The 14,581-nt window shown below is 71.7% G+C and carries 13 protein-coding genes; 6 read left to right on the top strand and 7 right to left on the bottom strand.

The genetic code is table 11. The features are described 5' to 3' along the window. The first annotated feature begins 127 nt into the window (after window positions 1-127). Window positions 128-610, top strand: coding sequence for a DUF3180 domain-containing protein (locus OG599_RS19075; protein WP_327177174.1), 483 nt, complete (start codon window positions 128-130; stop codon window positions 608-610). A 90-nt stretch (window positions 611-700) separates the two neighbouring features. Here OG599_RS19075 and folE read toward each other — a convergent pair whose 3' ends face one another. The 6 genes from folE to dacB form a co-directional block, all read right to left on the bottom strand. After that, entirely contained in the window at window positions 701-1,315 is a 615-nt protein-coding gene (gene folE, locus OG599_RS19070) for a GTP cyclohydrolase I FolE (protein ID WP_327177173.1), read from the bottom strand. A gap of 152 nt (window positions 1,316-1,467) precedes the next feature. Next, complete coding sequence (gene ftsH / locus OG599_RS19065) at window positions 1,468-3,501, bottom strand: ATP-dependent zinc metalloprotease FtsH (protein WP_327177172.1); 2,034 nt, start codon at window positions 3,499-3,501, stop codon at window positions 1,468-1,470. 235 nt (window positions 3,502-3,736) lie between these two features. Further along, entirely contained in the window at window positions 3,737-4,276 is a 540-nt protein-coding gene (hpt, locus tag OG599_RS19060) for a hypoxanthine phosphoribosyltransferase (protein WP_275496049.1), read from the bottom strand. A gap of 101 nt (window positions 4,277-4,377) precedes the next feature. Continuing rightward, window positions 4,378-5,475 carry a tRNA lysidine(34) synthetase TilS gene (gene tilS, locus OG599_RS19055; RefSeq protein WP_327177171.1) on the bottom strand — a complete coding sequence of 366 codons (1,098 nt, stop codon included), beginning with the start codon at window positions 5,473-5,475 and terminating at the stop codon, window positions 4,378-4,380. 196 nt (window positions 5,476-5,671) lie between these two features. Beyond that, window positions 5,672-6,814 (bottom strand): zinc-dependent metalloprotease, encoded by a 1,143-nt coding sequence (locus OG599_RS19050; RefSeq protein WP_327177170.1) that lies wholly within the window; start codon window positions 6,812-6,814, stop codon window positions 5,672-5,674. Between the two features lie 83 nt (window positions 6,815-6,897). Then, complete coding sequence (gene dacB / locus OG599_RS19045; RefSeq protein ID WP_327177169.1) at window positions 6,898-8,376, bottom strand: D-alanyl-D-alanine carboxypeptidase/D-alanyl-D-alanine endopeptidase; 1,479 nt, start codon at window positions 8,374-8,376, stop codon at window positions 6,898-6,900. A gap of 86 nt (window positions 8,377-8,462) precedes the next feature. Here dacB and OG599_RS19040 point away from each other — a divergent pair, with 86 nt between their 5' ends. Next, window positions 8,463-8,957 carry an inorganic diphosphatase gene (locus OG599_RS19040; RefSeq protein WP_327180093.1) on the top strand — a complete coding sequence of 165 codons (495 nt, stop codon included), beginning with the start codon at window positions 8,463-8,465 and terminating at the stop codon, window positions 8,955-8,957. Between the two features lie 222 nt (window positions 8,958-9,179). After that, window positions 9,180-10,883 carry a threonine/serine ThrE exporter family protein gene (locus OG599_RS19035; RefSeq protein WP_327177168.1) on the top strand — a complete coding sequence of 568 codons (1,704 nt, stop codon included), beginning with the start codon at window positions 9,180-9,182 and terminating at the stop codon, window positions 10,881-10,883. 90 nt (window positions 10,884-10,973) lie between these two features. On the opposite strand, the gene OG599_RS19030 is transcribed toward OG599_RS19035, so the two are convergent. Next, window positions 10,974-11,705, bottom strand: coding sequence for a DedA family protein (locus OG599_RS19030; RefSeq protein ID WP_327177167.1), 732 nt, complete (start codon window positions 11,703-11,705; stop codon window positions 10,974-10,976). A 146-nt stretch (window positions 11,706-11,851) separates the two neighbouring features. Between OG599_RS19030 and OG599_RS19025 the strand changes: the two genes are divergently transcribed. The 3 genes from OG599_RS19025 to wrbA all read left to right on the top strand — a co-directional run bounded on the left by OG599_RS19025 (window position 11,852) and on the right by wrbA (window position 14,548). Further along, complete coding sequence (locus OG599_RS19025) at window positions 11,852-12,217, top strand: YbjQ family protein (RefSeq protein WP_327177166.1); 366 nt, start codon at window positions 11,852-11,854, stop codon at window positions 12,215-12,217. Between the two features lie 279 nt (window positions 12,218-12,496). After that, window positions 12,497-13,711 (top strand): ion channel protein, encoded by a 1,215-nt coding sequence (locus OG599_RS19020; RefSeq protein WP_442809694.1) that lies wholly within the window; start codon window positions 12,497-12,499, stop codon window positions 13,709-13,711. 213 nt (window positions 13,712-13,924) lie between these two features. Further along, window positions 13,925-14,548, top strand: a complete 624-nt coding sequence (wrbA, locus tag OG599_RS19015; RefSeq protein ID WP_327177165.1) for an NAD(P)H:quinone oxidoreductase — start codon at window positions 13,925-13,927, stop codon at window positions 14,546-14,548. Window positions 14,549-14,581: the final 33 nt, after the last annotated feature.

The raw sequence follows: 14,581 nt of genomic DNA, 5'->3' as shown, positions 1-14,581 counted from the left end.
CTGTCCCCGGTCCACCCGGACCCCGGACAGCCCTGGGCACACACGTACGGACGGACGTACGAACGGACCGCGGACGGATCGCGGACGATCGCGGGGAAATCGCGGGCGGCGAAGGGCGGCTTGATCGGTGAGGCAACTACGGCTCCGAGTGCTGGCCGGGCTCTTCGCCGGCGCGGGCGTGCTGTCCTGGGCCGGTGCGCGCCTCTGGAACGCCCTCGGCACCCTGCCGAGCGTCCCGCTCGCCGCACCGATCGTCCTCGCGGCCATCGCCGCGGTCCTGCTGGCGACGGCCCTCTCGCTCCGTTCCCGGCTGCGCGCCCAGCGCGAACGCCGCCCCGGAGCCAAGGGCGTCGAACCGCTGATGGCCGCCCGGGCGCTCGTTTTCGGCCAGGCCAGTGCCCTGGTGGCCGCACTGGTCGCCGGGGTGTACGGCGGCACCGGCGTGTTCCTGCTGAGCTATCTGGACCTGCCGCCCCGCCGCGACCAGGCGATCTACGCGGCCGCCGCCGTGGTGGCGTCGTTCGCCGTCATCGCCGCCGCCCTCTTCCTGGAGCACGTCTGCAAGCTCCCCGAGGACCACGACGACGACAAGAGCGTGGCCGCGGCCTGAGCCCCGGCCACGCCCCCGGCGCCACGCGCGTGAGCGCCGTACGCCTCGGCGTCGTACCCCTCAGCGCCGCACGCCCCAGCGTCGTACCCCTCAGCGCGCCATGATGAGGCTCATAGCCTCGGCCCGCGTCGCCGGGTCGCGGAGCTGTCCGCGCACCGCCGAGGTGATCGTCTTCGCCCCGGGCTTGCGGATCCCGCGCATCGACATGCACATGTGCTCGCACTCGATGACGACGATGACGCCGCGCGGCTCCAGGATCTCCATCAGGGACTCGGCGATCTGCGTCGTGAGCCGCTCCTGCACCTGCGGCCTGCGGGCGTAGACGTCCACCAGGCGGGCCAGCTTCGAGAGCCCGGTGATCTTCCCCGAGGTCGCCGGGATGTACCCGACGTGCGCGACCCCCCGGAACGGCACCAAGTGGTGCTCACAGGTGGAGAAGACCTCGATGTCCTTCACCAGGACCATCTCGTCGTGCCCCAGGTCGAACGTGGTCGTCAGGACGTCCTCGGCCTCCTGGAAGAGCCCCGCGAAGATCTCCCGGTACGCCCGCGCGACCCGCCCCGGGGTCTCCCGGAGCCCCTCGCGGTCCGGATCCTCGCCGACCGCGATCAGCAGCTCCCGTACCGCGGCCTCGGCCCGCTTCTCGTCGAACTCGCCGTACGGGCCGTTCGCGTACGCGCCGTCCAGCGTCACCGGGTCGGTCATCTGTGCCTCGTTCCTCTGCGCGCCGGCTGCGCGGTGCCTGCACGGCCCAACGAAAAGCCGCGCCCCCACAGGCTAAAACCTGGGGGGCGCGGCATCCATTCCGGTACGGGCGGGCGGCGGGTGAGGGCCGTCACACCTGTGCGGTACGGGGGTCAGCTCTCCGGACGGTCCTCCGAGGAGATGTCCTTGGTGCCGGCGGTGGTGTCCGAGGACGCCGCCGATCCGTTGGCGCTCGCCGAGCCGTTCGTCAGGGCGAGCTCCTTCGGCGAGAGCACCGGCGGACGCGTCGACGGGGTGCGCCGGGCCGAACCGGTCCACGCCGGGCGGGCCGGGCGCTTCACGATCGGGGCGAAGATCTCCGCGATCTCCTCCTTGCCCAGGGTCTCCTTCTCCAGGAGCTGGAGGACCAGGGTGTCGAGGATGTCCCGGTTCTCGACCAGGATCTCCCACGCCTCGTTGTGCGCGGTCTCGATGAGCTTCTTGACCTCTTCGTCGACGAGCGCGGCGACCTCTTCCGAGTAGTCGCGCTGGTGACCCATCTCGCGGCCCACGAAGGGCTCGGTGTTGTCACCGCCGAACTTGATCGCGCCGAGCCGCTCGGTCATGCCGTACTGCGTCACCATCGCGCGGGCCGTGGCACTGGCCTTCTCGATGTCGTTGGCGGCACCCGTGGTCGGGTCGTGGAAGACCAGCTCCTCGGCCGCACGCCCGCCCAGCATGTACGCGAGCTGGTCGAGCATCTCGTTGCGGGTCGTGGAGTACTTGTCCTCCTCCGGGAGCACCATCGTGTAACCGAGGGCACGGCCGCGGGAGAGGATCGTGATCTTGTGCACCGGGTCCGACTGGGGGGAAGCCGCCGCGACCAGGGCGTGTCCGCCCTCGTGGTACGCGGTGATCTTCTTCTCCTTCTCGGACATGATCCGGGTCCGCTTCTGCGGGCCGGCCACGACGCGGTCGATCGCCTCGTCCAGGGTGGAGTTGTCGATCAGCTTCTTGTTGCCGCGCGCCGTGAGGAGCGCAGCTTCGTTCAGCACGTTCGCCAGGTCGGCACCGGTGAAGCCGGGAGTGCGGCGGGCGACGGCGTTGAGGTCGACGTCCTCCGTCACCGGCTTGCCCTTCTTGTGCACCTTGAGGATCTCCAGGCGCCCCAGCATGTCCGGGCGGTCCACGGCGATCTGGCGGTCGAACCGGCCCGGGCGCAGCAGCGCCGGGTCGAGGATGTCCGGCCGGTTGGTCGCCGCGATCAGGATCACGCCGCCCTTGACGTCGAAGCCGTCCATCTCGACGAGCAGCTGGTTGAGCGTCTGCTCGCGCTCGTCGTGACCGCCGCCCATGCCGGCGCCGCGGTGGCGGCCGACGGCGTCGATCTCGTCGACGAAGACGATCGCCGGGGCGTTCGCCTTGGCCTGCTCGAAGAGGTCGCGCACCCGGGAGGCGCCGACACCGACGAACATCTCGACGAAGTCGGAGCCGGAGATCGAGTAGAACGGCACGCCCGCCTCGCCGGCGACGGCGCGCGCGAGCAGGGTCTTGCCCGTACCGGGCGGCCCGTAGAGCAGGACGCCCTTCGGGATCTTGGCGCCGACGGCCTGGAACTTCGCCGGCTCCTGGAGGAACTCCTTGATCTCGTGGAGCTCCTCGACGGCCTCGTCCGAGCCCGCCACGTCGGCGAACGTCGTCTTCGGCGTGTCCTTGGTGATCAGCTTGGCCTTGGACTTGCCGAACTGCATGACCTTGGAGCCGCCACCCTGCATCTGGTTCATCAGGAACAGGAAGATGACCACGATGAGGACGAAGGGCAGGAGCGACAGCAGGATCGAGAGGAACGGCGACTGCTTCGACGGCGAGACGGTGTAACCCTTCTCGATGTCGCCGTTCTCGAACTTCTGCTGCATCGTCTCGGCGAGATCGACGCCCTGGCTGCCGATGTAGCTGGCCTGGAACTTGCTGCCGGACTCGCCCTTGAGCTTCTCGCCGTCCTTCAGCTCGATCTTGAGGATTTGTTCGTCACCGGTGGTCAGCTTGGCCGACTCCACCTGGTTCTTGCTGATCGCCTGGACCACCTTGGCGGTGTCCACCGTCTTGTAGCCGCCGGACTGGCCGACGACATTCATCAGCACGACCACGGCGAGGACGGCCAGCACGATCCACATGACCGGCCCACGGAAGTATCGCTTCACGTCCATCCATACGGAGCGAAGTCGCCCCGTCCCTCCTGCCCGTAGGTAAATGCTGCTGTGAGATTGAGACTGCTCTTCGGACCGTACCCCAGCATTGTGGCCTGCGACCGCCGAGGACGTACCGGAAACCCTTATTCGAGACCTTCAACGGCGGGAGCGCGGTAAGGGTTCCCGGCGCCGCCGTGTTCCCGGGACGGCCCCCGGCCGGCGTGCGGCAGGGGGCCGTTCTCCCGGCGGGGTGTCAGCCGCCGTACACGTGCGGGGCGAGGGTGCCGACGAACGGGAGGTTGCGGTACTTCTCCGCGTAGTCCAGCCCGTAGCCGACGACGAACTCGTTGGGGATGTCGAAGCCGATCCACTTCACGTCGATCGCGACCTTCGCGGCGTCCGGCTTGCGCAGCAGGGTGCAGACCTCCAGGCTCGCCGGCTCGCGCGACCCCAGGTTGGAGAGCAGCCAGGAGAGCGTCAGCCCGGAGTCGATGATGTCCTCGACGATCAGGACGTGCTTGCCCTTGATGTCGGTGTCCAGGTCCTTGAGGATGCGGACGACGCCGGAGGACTGGGTGCCCGCGCCGTACGAGGAGACGGCCATCCAGTCCATCGTGGCGGGAGTGGACAGCGCGCGCGCCAGGTCGGCCATGACCATCACCGCGCCCTTGAGGACCCCGACGAGGAGCAGATCCTTGCCCGCGTACTCCGCGTCGATCTTGGCGGCCAGCTCGACGAGCTTCGCGTCGATCTCTTCCTTCGTGAGGAGCACCGACTGGAGGTCGCTGCCCATGTCCTTCTCGTTCACCCGCGTCTCTTTCTTCGCCCGCCCGGCCCGGTGTGTGTCACCCGGGCCCGGCCGGCCGTCTCGCCTGCACTTCAGCCGCTTGCTCTTCAGCTCTGCCGGATGACCAGTCTGCCACCCTGCCGCCGGGCTTCGACGCGGCCGGGCAGGTTGAGGGCGCGCTGGCCCCGCCAGCCGGTGATCAGCCGGTCCACTTCCTCGACGTGCCGGGCGAAGAGCGAACCGGCCGGGGCGCCCGCGTCGATGACGGCGCGGCGCAGTACCCGGCGGCGTACGGCGGGCGGCAGCGCCCAGAGCTTGGCGCAGTCCAGCTCGCCGTCGTCGTCGCGCACGGCGCGCTCCGCCTCGGCGGCCCAGCCGTCCAGGGCGTCGGCATCGTCCCGGGAGAGCTGGGCCGTACGGGCGAGCGCCTCGACGACACCCTTGCCGAGGGCCTTCTCCAGGGCGGGCAGGCCCTCGTGGCGGAGGCGGGAGCGGGTGTAGGCGGGGTCGGCGTTGTGCGGGTCGTCCCAGACGGGGAGGGACTGCACCAGGCAGGCCTTGCGGACGGTCTGCCGGTCGAGCTGGAGGAACGGGCGGCGGTAGCGGCCGGCCGGCCCGGAGGCGGCGGCCATGCCGGAGAGCGAGCGGATGCCGGAGCCCCGGGCGAGCCCGAGCAGCACCGTCTCGGCCTGGTCGTCACGGGTGTGGCCGAGCAGGATCGTGGCGGCGCCGTGGCGCTCGGCGGCGGCGTCCAGCGCGGCGTAGCGGGCGTCGCGGGCGGCGGCTTCGGGGCCGCCTTCGCGTCCGACGTGGACGGCGACGGCCTCGACGGGGTCGAGGTCCATGGCGGTCAGCCGGGTGACGACCTCGGCGGCGCGCAGTCCGCTGCCGGTCTGGAGGTTGTGGTCGACGGTGATGCCGCCGGCCCGGACGTCGAGTTTGCGGGCCTCGAAGGCGAGGGCGGAGGCGAGCGCCATGGAGTCGGCACCGCCGGAGCAGGCCACCAGAACGAGCGGGCGGTGGGCGACTGCGGGCCGTTCGGGGAAGGCCGTCCGGCCGGCTCCGCCGGCTTCGGCGAGGCGGGGGTTTTGGACCCGGTCGGGGTGGAGACCCTGACCGGTGCGGAGGGTGTGTTCGGTGAGTACGTCGTGGAGTACGCGGCGGACCGCCAGGCGTATCGCCGCGACCGCAGGATGGGGACCCATGTCCGGTGCCCTTCTGGAGTTCTGGGGGGTGCCTCCGAGAGGCGGGACGGCGACGTGCCCTCCCTGACGTCACTCAGAGTGCGTCGATGGTGACAGAGGCAAGCTGCTCACCGAGCATTGCACGGCTTCCCATGCCCTCATGGTCCCTCGGATGGGTGATTGGGGGACCTTCATCCGGTCGTGGGCCGCGTCAAGATCACGAATCTGCCTTACGGTGCACGCGCGCGACCCAGTCCGCGGGGGAGGCGATCTCGGCCTTCGTGGGGAGGGTGTTGGGCGAGGTCCACACCCGGTTGAACCCGTCCATGCCGACCTCGGCGACGACGGCGCTCACGAACCGCTCGCCGTCGCGGTACTGACGGAGCTTCGCGTCCATGCCGAGCAGTTTGCGCAGGGCCAGGTCGAGGCGGCCCGCACCGCGCGCGCGGCGCTGCTGGAACTTCTCGCGGATCTCGGCGACCGAGGGGACCACGTCGGGTCCGACGCCGTCCATGACGAAGTCGGCGTGCCCCTCCAGCAGGGACATCACGGCGGTGAGCCGGCCGAGGATCTCGCGTTGGGCGGGCGTCTGGACGAGTTCGACCAGGCTGCGTCCGCCGCCCTCGCCGCGCTCGCCCTCGGGCCGCCCGCCGACGAGCGACTGCACGGCCTCGCGCAGCTGTTCGACGAAGGTGGCGGGGTCCACGTCGGTCTGGTCCAGGAAGGACTGGATCTCGCCCCGGAGGTGGTCGCGCAGCCAGGGCACCCCGGTGAACTGGGTGCGGTGGGTCTCCTCGTGGAGGGCCACCCAGAGCCGGAAGTCGTGCGGGTCCACGCCGAGTTCGCGCTCGACGTGGACGATGTTCGGGGCGACCAGGAGCAGCCGGCCGCCGCCCTGGTCGAGGGCGGGCAGCTCCCGGCTCGCGGGGGCGAAGGTCTCGTACTGGCCGAGCACCCGGGAGGCGAGGAAGGAGAGCAGCATGCCGAGTTCGACGCCGGTCACCTTGCCGCCGACGGCCCCGATGACGCTCTGGCCGGGGCCGTTGCCGCGCCGCTCCTGCATCTTGGAGAGCAGCGGGCGCAGGAGTTCGCGGAACCCCGCGACGTTGGCCTTGATCCAGCCGGCCCGGTCCACGACCAGGACGGGGGTGTCGGCCGGGGCGGGGGCCCCGGGGCCCTGCGGGATCATCCGGGTGAAGGAACGGACGTGTTCCTCCGAGGCCTTGGCGTGGCGGCGCAGCTCCGCGACGACGGCGCGCGCCTCCTCGCGGTCGATCTCGGGACCCGGGCGTACCAGCCGGGTCGCGGTCGCCACCGCGAGATTCCAGTCGACCATCTCGGCACCACCGATGCTCGTCATGCGTCAACCGTACGTGAGGGTGCGCTCCCGTGGTGGGGCGTCGACGGCCGGCGCCCGCATCGGGCGACGGCGTCGCGGGGGCGTCAGCCGGTGCCGGTGGCCAGGGCCGTGGCGAGGTCGTCGAGGGCCCTCTCGGCGTCACCGGGGGCGGTGGTGCCGGATGTGAGGAAGGCGAAGGAGAGCAGCCGCCCGCGGGGGTCCACGACCGTGCCGGCCAGCGCGTTGACGCCCGTGAGGGTGCCCGTCTTGGCCCGTACGAGTCCGGCGCCGCCCGACTTCTCGCCGTAGCGGGCGTCGAGCGTGCCGCTGAACCCGGCCACCGGGAGTCCGGTGAGGACGGGGCGGAGTTCGGGGTGGGCGGGGTCCGCCGCGCGAGCGAGGAGGCCCGCCAGGAGGGCGGCGGAGACCTTGTCGTTCCGGTCGAGTCCGCTGCCGTCGCCCAGCCGGACGCCGGTGACCGGCAGGCCGAGTTTCTTCAGCCGGGCGGTGACCGCGGCGCGGGCCCCGTCGAAGCCGGCCGGGCGGCCGGCGCCGATGGCGGTCTGCCGGGCGAGGGCCTCGGCGAGGTCGTTGTCGCTGTTGGTGAGGGTCCGTTCGACCAGGGCGGAGAGCGGCTGGGAGCGGTGGGTGGCGAGGGTGGTCGCCTTGGCGGCGGGCCGGTGGGAGCGGGGTTCGCCGGTCGTTTTCACGCCGCTGTCCTTCAGGTACCCGGCGAACAGGTGTGCGGCGTCGGCGGCGGGGTCACCGGAGCGTGCGGCGGGCCCGTGGTCGCTCCTGTCGAGCCGGCCCTCACGGACCATCAGCGCGCTCACCGGCGCGATGTTGTCGTTGGGGCCGATGGGGTGACGGGCGGGCCCGGAGTAGGCGGAGGCGTCGTACGTGAGGACGACCTCGCGCACCTTCCGGTCGTCGAGGGCCTTGGCGGTGGACCGGGCCAGCGCGCGCAGTCCGGCCTCGTCCAGGGTGGGGTCGCCGCCGCCGACGAGGGTGACGGTGCGCAGGTCGGGCGAGGCGCGCACGGTGGTGTCGATGCGGTGGTCGGGGCCGAGCTCCGAGAGCGCGGCGACCGTGGTGGCGATCTTGATGGTGGAGGCGGGGGTCATCGGCGTACCGGCCGCGCGGGCGTAGACCTGCTTGCCGGTGGCGGTGTCCACGACGACGGCCGTCGTACGGGTGCCGAGCGCGGAGGCCTTGATCAGCCGGTCCAGCTCCTTGGCCGGCGCCACCGCCGCCCCGGCCGGGGCGCGGCCGGCGTTGAGGGCTGCGAGCACCGCGGCGGCGCTGGGAGCGGGCGCCGGCGCCGCGGGGCCCGCCGCCGAACCGCGGTGAGCTGTGTCACCTGTACGGCTCTGGCCGGCTGCCCGGGCGCGTTCGGCCGTACGCTGACCGTTGTCCCAGGGGCCGGCGGCGAACACGGCGCCGGCGGCGACCACCAGGCCGAGAACCGCGGAGCCTGCGACGAGCCGCCAGTTGTCCGGCAGGGCCGGTTTTCCGGCCAGGCCCTTCAGCTTGCCCCAGGGGTCCGACGGTTCCTTCGACGGTTCATCCACCGGCTCGGCCACCGTTGACCAGCCCCTTTCGCGAGCACACATCTGCGTGGGGGACACTTAACCACCAGTCGTATGTGTTGATCATGGAGGAGCCACCCGTGGAGTTCGACGTCACCATCGAGATCCCGAAGGGTTCGCGGAACAAGTACGAGGTGGACCACGAGACCGGTCGGATCCGCCTGGACCGTCGACTCTTCACCTCGACCAGCTACCCGGCCGACTACGGCTTCGTCGAGAACACTCTCGGCGAGGACGGCGACCCGCTGGACGCGCTGGTCATCCTGGACGAGCCCACGTTCCCCGGATGCCTCATCAAGTGCCGCGCCATCGGCATGTTCCGCATGACGGACGAGGCCGGCGGCGACGACAAGCTGCTGTGCGTCCCCGCGTCGGACCCGCGCGTCGAGCACCTGCAGGACATCCAGCACGTGTCGGAGTTCGACCGCCTGGAGATCCAGCACTTCTTCGAGGTCTACAAGGACCTGGAGCCGGGCAAGTCCGTCGAGGGCGCCGACTGGGTCGGCCGTGCCGCGGCCGAGGCCGAGATCGAGGCCTCCTACAAGCGTCTGCAGGACCAGGGCGGCGCGCACTGACGCGGTCCCCTTCACAGGACCTTCCGGTTCCGCTTCCGTACGGGTGGCGGGGCCGGTCCTGACGGAGACTCGAGAGTCTTCGTCGACGGCCTGAGGACAGCGTGAACGGGCGGTACACCTCATCGGTGTGCCGCCCGTTTCGCGTGCGGGTCCCTTGTCCGTGCCCATACTGGGCAGGAGTGCGGCCAGGACGCATCAGGCCAGGAAGAGCGAGGTCCAGCAGTGGCGGAGCAGGGCGGTCCGGAGGACCAGAAGCCCCAGTCCGACGAGGCGCACAGTGCGTTCACCGCGCCCGCCGGGGTGGAGCAGCCCGTGCTGCCGCTCGAAGACGACCAGCCGACCTCGGAGTTCGCGGTACCGGCCGGGGTGCAGCCGGAGCCGCCCGGGACGGGTTCCGCTTCCGGTCCGGGACGGGCGGGAAAGAACCTCTCCGACTCGGACACCGGCGCCTCGGCCTTCACCCCGCCCCGGTCGTACGACGCGAGCCAGACGCCCGCGTTCACCCCGGCGCAGGGCATCCCGATGGTCCGGCTGACCAAGGAAGCGCCCTGGCAGGACCGGATGCGCACCATGCTCCGGATGCCGGTCACCGAACGCCCCGCGGCGGAGAGCGTCCAGCGGACGGACGACTCGGGCCCCGCCGTGCCGAGGGTGCTCGACCTGACGCTCCGTATCGGCGAGCTGCTGCTGGCCGGGGGCGAGGGTGCCGAGGACGTGGAGGCCGCGATGTTCGCGGTGACCCGTAGTTACGGTCTGGACCGGTGCGAGCCGACCGTCACCTTCACGCTGCTCTCCATCTCGCACCAGCCCTCGCTGGTCGAGGACCCGGTCACGGCGAGCCGCACGGTGCGCCGCCGGGGCACCGACTACAACCGGCTGGCGGCCGTCTTCCGGCTGATCGACGACATCACCACCGAGGACGTGGACGTCTCGCTGGAGGAGGCGTACCGGCGGCTGGCGGAGATCCGGCGCAACCGCCACCCCTTCCCCGGCTGGGCGCTCACGGCGGCCGCCGGGCTGCTCGCCGGGGCGGCGTCGGTGCTGGTCGGCGGTGGCGTGGTGGTGTTCTTCGTGGCGGCGGCCGGCGCGATGCTCGGCGACCGGCTCGCCTGGTTCTGCGCGGGGCGCGGGCTGCCGGAGTTCTACCAGTTCACCGCCGCCGCGATGCCGCCCGCCGCGCTCGGGGTGGCGCTGACGCTCACCCACTGGAGCGATGTGCGGCCGTCCGCCGTGATCACCGGTGGGCTCTTCGCGCTGCTGCCGGGGCGGGCCCTGGTGGCGGGCGTGCAGGACGGGCTGACCGGCTACTACATCACCGCCGCCGCGCGCCTGCTGGAAGTCATGTACTTCTTCATCGGGATCGTGGTCGGGGTGCTGGTGGTGCTCTATCTGGGGCTCCAGCTGGGCGCCACCCTCAATCCGGAGGAACGTTTCGTCGCCCATGACCGCCCGGTGCTCCAGATCCTGGCGTCGATGGCGCTGAGCCTGGCGTTCGCGATCCTGCTCCAGCAGGAGCGGTCCACCGTGCTCGCGGTGACCCTGAACGGCGGGGTGGCCTGGATCATCTACGGGGCGATGGCCCGCACCGGCGACCTCTCGCCGGTCGCGGCGACGGCGGTGGCGGCCGGCCTGGTGGGCCTGTTCGGGCAGCTCTTCTCGCGCTACCGCTACACCTCCTCGCTGCCCTTCATCACAGCGGCCATCGGCCCGCTGCTGCCCGGTTCGGCGACGTACTTCGGGCTGCTGGGCGTGGCCCAGGGCGAGCTGGACCGGGGGCTCGCCTCGCTCTCCACGGCGGTGGCGACGGCGCTGGCCATCGCGATCGGGGTGAACCTCGGGAGCGAGATCTCCCGGCTCTTCATGCGGGTACCGGGTACGGAGACGGGCGCGGGCCGCCGGGCCGCGAAGCGCACCCGCGGGTTCTGAGACCTCGCGCATGGCCCCGGCGTACGCGAAACGGCGCCCGTCCCGTGTCGTACCGGGAGGGGCGCCGTACCAGGGCTGTGCGGGCGGGTGTCAGCGCTTGGCGTGACGGCCGCCGCGGCGGCCGGCGGGCGAGCTGCCGGAGGGGCCGTCGGAGGGGTTGCTGCCGGGGCGGTCGTCGTCCTCGCGGTTCGCGGCGGCCTTCTTCGACTTGGAGCGGGCCCGCAGGAACTCGATCGCGATCGGCACCACGGAGATGAGCACGATCAGGACGAGGATCGCCTCGATGTTCTTGTGCACGAACTCGATCTTGCCGAGCACCGCTCCGAGCACGGTCACCCCGACGCCCCAGAGGACGCCGCCGATGATGTTGAACACCAGGAACGAGCGGTAGTTCATCCGGCTGACACCGGCGATGATCGGCGTGAAGGTGCGGATCACCGGCACGAAACGGGCCAGGACCAGCGACTTCGGGCCGTACTTCTCGAAGAACTCGTGCGCCTTCTCGACGTTCTCCTGCTTGAAGAGCTTGGAGTCCGGCCGGTTGAAGAGGGACGGGCCCACCTTCCGGCCGAAGAGATAGCCGACCTGGTCCCCGACGATCGCGGCGATCCCGATCAGGAGACAGACCAGCCAGAGCGGGTAGTGCAGCTGGCCCGTGGTCACCAGCAGACCCGTGGTGAACAGGATGGAGTCGCCGGGCAGGAAGAACCCGATCAGCAGTCCGGACTCGGCGAACACGATGAGGAGGACGCCGGGGAGTCCGAAGGTGTTGATCAGATAGTCCGGGTCCAGCCAGCTCGGGCCGAGCGCAAGCGTATTCAAGGGTCCGGGCTCCAGGATCGATCGATGGGGGCTGCGTGGCCGCCCCAAGCTATCAACGCCCCGGGGATGCTCCGGGTTCCAGTGGCCGCGGTGGGCGTGCGCACGGCACCGGCCGGGGCAAAGCTGGTCCCCAGGAGGTGTCACCCATGGGCATCGAGGATTACGGCGGCGGCCAGAGCGACCACGCGGACGTGCTCGTCGTCACCACGAACGACGTACCCGGGCACCAGGTGACCCGGGTGATCGGCGAGGTGTTCGGGCTGACCGTGCGCTCCCGCCACCTGGGCAGCCAGATCGGCGCCGGGCTGAAGTCGATGATCGGCGGCGAGCTGAAGGGACTGACCAAGACCCTCGTGGAGACCCGCAACCAGGCGATGGAGCGCCTCGTCGAGCAGGCGCGGGCGCGCGGCGCCAACGCGGTGCTGATGATGCGCTTCGACGTCTCCGAAGCGGCGGACGTGGGCACCGAGGTCTGCGCGTACGGGACGGCCGCGGTGATCAGCGAGCTGTGACGGGCGGCAGCACGCTTCGTGCGGGTGCGAGGCGTGCTGCCGGGCATGGCGCGAGGCGTGGCACCCCAGGCATGGTGCGAGGCATGGCGCCAGGCCGTGGTGCGAGGCGTGAGAGATAAGCGGCTTGTGCGGCATTTGCGTGGATAGGGTGAGCCGGTGGCCCCCTCCTCCGCGTCGCACCCCTCCCCGGATTCCCCTGGTTCCCCGGGCTCCCCGCTCCCCTCGGCCCCCGCCGGTGACGGCCCCGCGCCCACGCCCGCCCGGCGGCTGCTGCCCGTCGTGCTGCCGGCGCTGGTGGTCGGGGTCGTCTCGGCGCTGATCCTGCTCGGCGTGAGCCTGCTGGCCGAGCAGTTCCAGGACGTGCTCTGGGAGACCCTTCCGGACGCGCTGGGGATCGGCCGGTTCTCCTCGCTCTGGATGATCGTCATGCTCACGGCGACCGGTGTCGCGGTGGGGATCACCGTCCATCTGGTGCACGGCCACGCGGGCCCCGATCCGGCCACCACCGGGCTGGTCGGCCCCCCGCTCGCCCCCGACGTCGTACCGGGGCTGCTGCTGGTCACCGTGCTGGCACTGGCCGGCGGGGTGAGCCTCGGACCGGAGAACCCGATCACCGAGGCGAACATCGCGCTCGCCTTCTGGCTGGGCCGGCGGCTGGCCCCCGACGCGCCGGGCGAGCTGTGGGTGGGGCTCGCAGCGGCGGGCACCGTCGGCGCCCTCTTCGGCACCCCGGTCGCCGCCGCCCTGATCCTCTCCGAGGTCCTCGCCTCCCAGCCGGGCCCCGGGGCGCTCTGGGACCGCCTCTTCGGCCCGCTCGCGGCGGGTACGGCGGGGGCGCTGACCATGACGCTGGCCGATCACCCCAGCTTCGACCTGTCACTGCCGGACTACACCCACACCGGCTGGGGCGACCTGCTCGCCGCGCTGGTGATCGCCTCGGCGGGGGCCGTGCTGGGCATGGCCGGGGTGCTGGCGGCGCCGTGGACGCACCGGGCGTTCAAGGCGCTGCGGCACCCGGTGCTCGCCATCACCGCCGGCGGGCTCGTGCTCGGGCTGCTGGGCGCTCTGGGTGGCCATCTGACCCTCTTCAAGGGGCTGGAGGAGGTGGAGGAGCTGGCCGCGTCGCCCGACGGCTGGTCGGCCGGGGAGTTCGCCGCGATGGCGGTGGTGAAGATGGCGGCGCTGGTGGTGGCCGCCACCTGCGGCTTCCGGGGCGGCCGGATCTTCCCGGCGGTCTTCGCCGGGGCGGCCCTGGGGCTCTGCGCGCACGCGCTGGTCGACGCGGTGCCGCCCGCGCTCGCCGTCTCCTGCGCGGTACTGGGGCTGGTCCTCGCGGTCACCCGGCAGGGCTGGCTGAGCCTCTTCATGGCCGCGGTGCTGGTGAGCGACCTGACGGTGCTGCCGGTGCTCTGCGTGGCGACCCTGCCCGCCTGGCTCCTGGTGACCGGGCGGCCCCAGATGCAGCTGCACGAGGACGGTACGCCGCTGCGATGAGGGCCCGTACGGCATGGCGCAGGGGGTGCTGGGGCACTGCGCGGGGCCCGTACGGCACGGCGCGGGGCCGTACGGCGCCGTGCCGCACCGGCCCTCCCGCCGGACGTGCCGAATGGGCCATTTGTCCGTATCGTCACATGCGTACGGCCTCTTGGAGCCGCACGAGAACTCCCGCCGTACGGCCCTCACCACCCGACGCCCGGAGGATCTCGCATGTCCACGCCCGTCAATGTCGCCGTCGTCTACTACTCCTCGACCGGCACCATCGCGACGATCGCCAGGGCCCTCGCCGAGGACGCGGAGAAGGCCGGCGCCGACGTACGGCTGCGCAGGGCCGCCGAGCTCGCCCCGCAGGCCGCGATCGACTCCAACCCCGCCTGGGCCGCCAACGTGCGGGCGACCACCGACATCGCCGAGGTCGTCGCCGACGACATCGTCTGGGCCGACGCGGTGATCTTCGGCTCGCCCACCCGGTACGGGAACCTCGCCGCCCAGCTCAAGCAGTTCATCGACACCCTCGGCGGGCTCTGGCAGGCCGGAGCGCTGGCCGACAAGGTCTACAGCGGCTTCACCTCCAGCGCCACCGCGCACGGCGGCCAGGAGTCGACGCTGCTCGCGCTCTACAACACCATCCACCACTTCGGCGGCATCCTCGTCGCCCCCGGGTACACCGACCCGTCGAAGTTCGTCGACGGCAACCCGTACGGCACCTCGCACGTCGCCGGCCAGGGGGACATCCCGGTCGGCGAGCAGACGCTGACGGCGGCGCGCGTCCAGGCCGAGCGCGTCGTGAAGTTCACCCGGGCCATCAAGGCCGGTCTCGCCGCCGAGGGCTGACCCGGCGGCGGGGAGGGGGCTCCGCGAACCGAG

This window comes from Streptomyces sp. NBC_01335, from assembly GCF_035953295.1.
In the GTDB taxonomy this organism is placed as follows: domain Bacteria; phylum Actinomycetota; class Actinomycetes; order Streptomycetales; family Streptomycetaceae; genus Streptomyces.
Note: the sequence above shows the minus strand (reverse complement) of the source record. Positions and strands in the feature narration are given on the sequence as shown.

Excerpts from the sequence above, each read along its gene's own strand:
- hpt (WP_275496049.1), bottom strand. The coding sequence starts at position 4,276 with ATGGGCAGCGACCTCCAGTCGGTGCTCCTCACGAAGGAAGAGATCGAC.
- tilS (WP_327177171.1), bottom strand. The coding sequence starts at position 5,475 with ATGGGTCCCCATCCTGCGGTCGCGGCGATACGCCTGGCGGTCCGCCGC.
- wrbA (WP_327177165.1), top strand. The coding sequence starts at position 13,925 with ATGTCCACGCCCGTCAATGTCGCCGTCGTCTACTACTCCTCGACCGGC.
- OG599_RS19050 (WP_327177170.1), bottom strand. The coding sequence starts at position 6,814 with ATGACGAGCATCGGTGGTGCCGAGATGGTCGACTGGAATCTCGCGGTG.
- ftsH (WP_327177172.1), bottom strand. The coding sequence starts at position 3,501 with ATGGACGTGAAGCGATACTTCCGTGGGCCGGTCATGTGGATCGTGCTG.
- folE (WP_327177173.1), bottom strand. The coding sequence starts at position 1,315 with ATGACCGACCCGGTGACGCTGGACGGCGCGTACGCGAACGGCCCGTAC.
- OG599_RS19025 (WP_327177166.1), top strand. The coding sequence starts at position 11,852 with ATGGGCATCGAGGATTACGGCGGCGGCCAGAGCGACCACGCGGACGTG.